The following is a 5,777-nucleotide window of genomic DNA, read 5'->3' as shown; positions in this document are numbered from 1 at the left end:
CGAGCTTCACGGGCCTCGTCTGGCGCATTGATTCTTGCCGCTTCTTTAATGCCCGGGGCCAAGCTTTCGCTCGCGGCAATCTCCCCTACCACTGCGCCGATGGGCGCGGTGGGGCGGTATTAAAGATTCTGGTTGTAAAAGAACGTATCAATAAAGCAGTAAGAAACTGTTCCAGCAAATTATCGGGCTTCCGATCATTGTTGTCAATCGGAATGCCGATATTTTTCTGTACGCCTCTGAAATGGGCGAATTTGCTTCGGATCGCATGTGTATCTGCAGCAACCCGGCAGCAATCTAAAGATACGTTCAGATTCCGGAGTGGTATTTAGTTACTTGGTAGGCAAAATTTTGTGCCACCGATGGGGCCAGATAACCCTTCTATCGGATGAAACGAGATACCGGGGTTTAGGCGGCTGTGCGCGCTTTGCGCGCGGTGCTTTTTCGGGGCGTACCCATGACCTTCGAGAGTTTCAGCTCGATATAGTCTTCGATGTCTTCTTTAACAGCAGGGTCCAACAAGGCGTAAGCCTCTGGGCGAATCCTGTCGCTAAATGGCCAAGAGACGCTCTCTGCACTAATGGGCTCTGGCTCGTTCTCGTCTATTGAGGACGTGGCCATAGGCCCGTCCCCGTCAGCAAGCCATCGAGCGCTTACCGCATATATATGGGCAAGCCGCGTGGTGAACGTGGACGTGGGGTACTCGTCATTCTCGAGCTCGGACAATGTCGACTGAGACATGCCCGCTTTTTTAGCTGTAGCCGCTTGGCTGAGCTTAGCTTTTTTGCGAGCTGCCCGTAAGCGTTGACCGAAGGTGACCATATCGGAATTCTGAACCCTGTTGCCATCGGCACGCCGATTGACAGAATTATCGGAACACCGATAAAATTCACCGATGAACTGGAAAAAACTAATACAAGACCTTGTCGCTCGCGGCATGACCCAGTCGCAGATAGCGGCCGAGGTGGGGCTTAAACAATCGACCGTCGCGGGCATCCTAGCCGGTGGGCAGAAGGATATGAAGTGGCACAACGGCGAAAAGCTCAGGGCTTTGCACAGCCGGATCTGCGAAAAGGATCAGTCGGCCAAATGAAGCGCACCACAGCCCCAGCGAAAAGCATGTTGGATCGCGGGTCCGAGAAGTGCGTTTAGCAGCTAAACCCAGCAATCACTCTGGAACGCAAATAGCATGAAAATTCTCGCAGTCGCACAAGGAAAGGGCGGTGTTGGCAAGACCACGACCGCAGTCAACACCTCATTTGAAGCAGCCGAAGCAGGAGCTAGGGTCTTGGTTGTCGACTTAGATTCTGGCGACATCTCCAAGACCATGGCCCGGTTCAAGCTGGAAATCCCTGCAAGCGCGCTCTTTCTCGACAGCACGCCCGTGGCGCCGACACACGACTCGAGCATCTCCTTGATCGCGGCAGATCAGCTGCTGGCGAACTTGATTTACATGCCGCTCGAGACCGCGCTGAGAAATTTCCGGGTAAATCTGTCGGCCTTCGCCGAACAAGGTTATGACCTCTGCGTGATTGATACAGCGCCGGGCGTAAGCATCGCCTTGGCAGCAGCGCTTCACGCTGCCGATGCGGTCATATCCCCTGTGGAGATGGAGGAGTACAGCATCGAAGGGATCAAGAAGATGATGCGCGTGATACTCAATGCTCGGCAGCGCAATCCTAGGCTGCAATTTCTCGGGCTTCTGCCCAGCATGGTGGATCGGCGGAATCCGCGCCAGGTCCGCCATTTGGCAGAAGTCCGTGCCACCCACGAGAAGCTGCTTGCGCCCGTCACCATCGGCCTACGCAGCAGCGTCGCTGAAGCACAGTCTATTGGCGAACCCGTCTGGAAATCCAAGAAGACTACCGCGCGTGCGGCGGGCGCCGAAATGCGGGCCCTGGGACAGTACATCCGCGCCAAGATGGGAGTAAAGGCATGATGGATCTGAAAGGACTGGGCGACCTCGCCTCGATGCTGGACGGCCCGCAGCGACAGGTCGGCGAACCCGACCTGTTCGAGGTGGATACCATCGACGAGGACCGGAACGTCCGGCTGGATTACAACCCGGGGTTGAGCAAAGAGAGCATCGATGAACTTCGCGAATCGCTGCGCCGCGATGGAATGTTGAGCCCGATATCGCTCCGGCCGAACCCGGCTCGTCCTGGTCGGTATCTGATCAACTTCGGCCACCGACGCTTTCGTGCGGCCAAGGCTGAAGGTTGGCGCCAGGTGCCTGGGATTATTCGCGAAAAGTTCGACCGCTTCGCACAAATGGCCGAGAACATGAAACGCGAAGGCATCACGGCTCTTGAGATTGCCGAGTTCATCCGCGACGAGTTGGCGGAGGGCAGAACGCAGAGCGAGATCGCTGTCGGGCTTGGAAAGTCGAAGGCTTGGGTTACCCAACACGCAAAGATGCTCGATCTGCCGCCTCCGGTGGCCGACGCCGTCGCCTCGGGAAAAGTCACGGACGTGACGCTGGCCAGCGAGCTGGCCGTTGCTCATCGAGAAGATCCGCAGGCTGTCGCAGATCTGCTAAACGCCACCGAGACGAAGCCGACGCGGTCAGCAGTGAAGGCGCTTCGCAAAGCCGCAGGGGCCAAGGAAGAGTCGCCAGAAGCGCCGTCGGACGACACGTCACCGTCATCACATAATGAGGCGACAGCCCGCGCGGTGGCCGCGCAATGCTCGACCTACGTATTCCTGGCAAAAGAGCCGAGCTCCCCGCCCGCAGACGGCGCACTCCCGCCTCGGTCAACCTTCGTGTCGACCGCCGGCGAGATTCCTGCAGAAGTGAAGGCAGAGTTCCAACGCCGTCGGAACGTGCTCGAGCAAGAGCAGCGTGACGCTGCCAATCCCGCGCTGCGGCAAGCCGGCATGGACTCCTTGAATCGGCTCATCGAAATCGCTCGACGAGACACCAACCAGAGCAAGCGCGTGGCGGACTTCCTGCTTGCCTGGTGGAACGCAACAAGCTGCGGTGGTTTTGATCTGTCGGATCTGTGGAGCGTGGACAAGGAGATTTACGACGACATGTCTTCAGTCATTGCCCTGGTCCGGCGCTGCCGATCCTATCCAGACACGCTCAGTACCACCGTACACGAGGCGTTCAAGGAGCTAGTAAAGATCTGGAGGCCCCAGCTCGTTAATGAATGACAAAGCGTGCCGATGTTTAGCGGCTAAACCGCAAGTAGCGACCCTACCCAACCCACTTGCACAAAACACCTGAGCGGAAAAAAGACATGCCGAACTTAATCCCCACTTTGAACGATGTGAAGTCCCTGGATGGCCGCATCTACGCATTGCTTTCGACTGACGAAGTCCGCCTGTTGGACTTCTATCTGACGCAGGGTCGAAAGTTTGACGTTCTCGTATCGATCGTCAACGAGGCCGATCCGGTGGAGCTCGTTGCGGCACGTTCGCAAAACGAAGCAGTGGATATAAAAAAGCGGGCCAACAGCCGAGTCTCCGTCACGATCGGCCCGGCCGCAGAGTTGGAATGGGCTGCACGGGCATGACCGCCGTGGCAACGACGCCTTCACGCTTAAGCGCCCCATCCCGGTCAGCACCAAAATAGAACAACAGAAGGATTTCGCAATGCACTCGAACAAATCGCTCGCCAAGCTCAACGCTCAAATTCAAGCCCTGCAACGACGCGCCGAAGCGCTTCGCGTCAATGGCCGGGCGTCAGCCCTACAAAAGATCATCGCGCAGATGCATGAGTTTCAGATTGCTCCCGCAGATATCCAGGCCGCATACGGTGCAATGAAGTCGACCCGCGCCAAGCGAAAGAAGGCCGTAGATCAAAAAGAACCTCGTCGCCCCGTGGCGTCAAAGTACCGCCATCCCGAATCGGGCGAGACTTGGACTGGTCGTGGACGCGCACCCCGCTGGCTTACGGCAGCAGAAAAGGGCGGAGCACTGCGCGAACAGTTCCGCATTTAACACCTGCGGGCCGGTTACCTTCATCGTTGAGGTGACGCACCCCAGAACCACCGTCCGATTTCTTCCCAACAGCCCAAGGAGCCAACGATGTTCTTGATCTTGTACATAGCGTTCGGAATCGTTACCTACGTCCTATCCTGGATATTGGCGACGGCAGGAATGCTGAGGTTGCTGGAGATCCATTCTGTTTTCGATCGACTACTGCCCGATACGAATTGGTGGTTCCTCCTACTACTGGCCGGCAGTCTTTATGTTTTCTGGGATGCTGCGCAGAATTTTGTGACAGTCGTTCTGAAGCGCCGGCTATGGTCTCTTGATGACGGCAAAATCTGATTCAGAACAGCTGCGAAGCGCGGATATTCGGTAAAATGAAGCCTTACCCGGAGGCCTCCAAATGCTTACTGCTCACGACCTGAAGGACCGCCATCGCGCCGTCGCCAATGCGGTAGCCAGCCAGCGTCTCGAGGGGCTGGAGCCAGATGCGCGGACTATCGCAGATCTTAAGCGTGCCGCGGACGGAACCTTGAGCCTTCTGGACGTGATCAATACGCTGCGCGCCCGCGTAGCGTCTGGGGAGTTTCGCTCCCCCACCGCCTTCGAATAGCAATGGCCGCCTCCTTGGCGGCCATTTCGCTACGGCCATGGCAAAGTATCCAATTAACGCAAAAGACCCCTACGTAGATCCTGATACAGGCGTTCTACGCAACAGATTTGGCATCAGCGACCAATCCGAACTGGATAGGGTTGAAGCGACCTTTGCTGCCGTGCGGTCCTATGAGCTTGCGGTATCGCCCGTTCGAGGCGAGTTTGACCTGGCGCACCTTCAACAGATTCATCAACGGCTGTTCGGCGACGTCTATGACTGGGCGGGCAAGATTCGCACGGTGGACATTTCGAAGGGCACAACACGCTTCGCCAGCCACGAGCAGATCACGAGCTATGCGCCACAGATCACGCGACCACTTTCTCGAGAAGGGCTGCTAAAAGGTCTTTCGTCCGATTTGTTCAGCGAGCGTGCTGGCCATTACTTGGGCGAGCTGAATGTGCTCCATCCCTTTCGGGAGGGCAATGGCAGGAGTATCCGGGAGTTCATCGGTCAACTTGCAAGGGATGCGGGCTACGGCATTGACTGGCAGGGCGTTGATCGGAGCGAGATGACGAAAGCGTCGATCGAGGCCTATCAAGGAGACTCGCAGCGCATGGCGCGCTTGATTCGCGCCAGTCTCCGAGAAATTGACCGGGAATACGCACTGGATCTGGCGAGGGCGGTGGCGGGCGATCGCGCACATGTCGTTCAGGCTATTCCGGGGCAGAGCTATGAAGGCGTGGTTATCGGATTGACCGAGCGGTACCTGGTTCAAGAGCAAAAGGGCCTGGCTGGTGAGATGGTCCTGCACAGCCGTCGCGCGCTCCTCAACGTGGATCTCGCCGTTCCCGGGCAGATGATTGGGATCCGATATCCGCATGGTGGCGTTGGCCTTGTTGAGCGCACGGAACTACAGGCTGAGCAAGCCTACTCAATGCAACATCAGCGTGATCGCGACCTGGGTCGCTGAGCGGGCACCTGCTTAGCGGCTAAACTTCTACGGTCTATTTTCAGCTCAGCCAGCCACCGGCGCCTTGATAGGTGAACATTCGTGCTGACCAATAAGGTGGCCCTGACCGCGAGGTCAGGGCCGTTCAGCGCAAAAAGACGCACGCTGTCTGGGACATGCGTCTTCGCAGAAATGCTAGCACGTGGACATGACGGGCCGAGCGCATTCCACGTCAGAGGGGCAGCGCGAACCGGTTCGGTTTAGCCACTAAACATCCAATTCAAAACACGTTTATCCGAA

General features: G+C 57.2%; 10 protein-coding genes. 9 read left to right on the top strand and 1 reads right to left on the bottom strand.

Going from position 1 to position 5,777, the window contains the following annotated elements:
- Positions 1 to 329 (top strand): hypothetical protein (locus WBR68_RS30720; RefSeq protein WP_230696177.1); only part of this gene is annotated, 329 nt, incomplete at its 5' end.
- Positions 330 to 405: 76 nt separating this feature from the next.
- Here the strand turns inward: WBR68_RS30720 and WBR68_RS31555 are convergent.
- A complete protein-coding gene (locus WBR68_RS31555; RefSeq protein ID WP_370641298.1) occupies positions 406 to 819 on the bottom strand; it encodes a helix-turn-helix domain-containing protein in 414 nt (137 codons plus the stop codon).
- Positions 820 to 892: 73 nt separating this feature from the next.
- Between WBR68_RS31555 and WBR68_RS30715 the strand changes: the two genes are divergently transcribed.
- The 8 genes from WBR68_RS30715 to WBR68_RS30680 all read left to right on the top strand — a co-directional run bounded on the left by WBR68_RS30715 (position 893) and on the right by WBR68_RS30680 (position 5,498).
- Entirely contained in the window at positions 893 to 1,090 is a 198-nt protein-coding gene (locus tag WBR68_RS30715) for a helix-turn-helix domain-containing protein (protein WP_230696176.1), read from the top strand.
- 96 nt (positions 1,091 to 1,186) lie between these two features.
- On the top strand, positions 1,187 to 1,936 hold the full coding sequence (locus WBR68_RS30710; protein ID WP_120156676.1) for a ParA family protein: 750 nt from the start codon (positions 1,187 to 1,189) through the stop codon (positions 1,934 to 1,936).
- A complete protein-coding gene (locus tag WBR68_RS30705) occupies positions 1,933 to 3,153 on the top strand; it encodes a DUF7673 family protein (RefSeq protein ID WP_230696175.1) in 1,221 nt (406 codons plus the stop codon). Before WBR68_RS30710 ends, WBR68_RS30705 begins: the two co-directional genes overlap by 4 nt.
- A gap of 86 nt (positions 3,154 to 3,239) precedes the next feature.
- Entirely contained in the window at positions 3,240 to 3,515 is a 276-nt protein-coding gene (locus WBR68_RS30700) for a hypothetical protein (protein WP_230696174.1), read from the top strand.
- A gap of 79 nt (positions 3,516 to 3,594) precedes the next feature.
- Positions 3,595 to 3,942 (top strand): H-NS histone family protein, encoded by a 348-nt coding sequence (locus WBR68_RS30695; RefSeq protein ID WP_230696173.1) that lies wholly within the window; start codon positions 3,595 to 3,597, stop codon positions 3,940 to 3,942.
- 87 nt (positions 3,943 to 4,029) lie between these two features.
- The gene (locus WBR68_RS30690) at positions 4,030 to 4,275 is read left to right on the top strand and encodes a hypothetical protein (protein WP_230696172.1); all 246 of its coding nucleotides are present in this window, start codon (positions 4,030 to 4,032) and stop codon (positions 4,273 to 4,275) included.
- Between the two features lie 61 nt (positions 4,276 to 4,336).
- Positions 4,337 to 4,546: an antitoxin VbhA family protein gene (locus WBR68_RS30685; RefSeq protein ID WP_230696171.1), complete on the top strand. Its 210-nt coding sequence runs from the start codon at positions 4,337 to 4,339 to the stop codon at positions 4,544 to 4,546.
- 37 nt (positions 4,547 to 4,583) lie between these two features.
- Entirely contained in the window at positions 4,584 to 5,498 is a 915-nt protein-coding gene (locus tag WBR68_RS30680; protein WP_230696170.1) for a Fic/DOC family protein, read from the top strand.
- Positions 5,499 to 5,777: the final 279 nt, after the last annotated feature.

Source organism: Achromobacter sp. JD-1, assembly GCF_038594925.1.
GTDB classification, from domain to species: domain Bacteria; phylum Pseudomonadota; class Gammaproteobacteria; order Burkholderiales; family Burkholderiaceae_B; genus Achromobacter; species Achromobacter spanius_C.
This window is presented reverse-complemented; position numbering and strand designations above follow the sequence as displayed.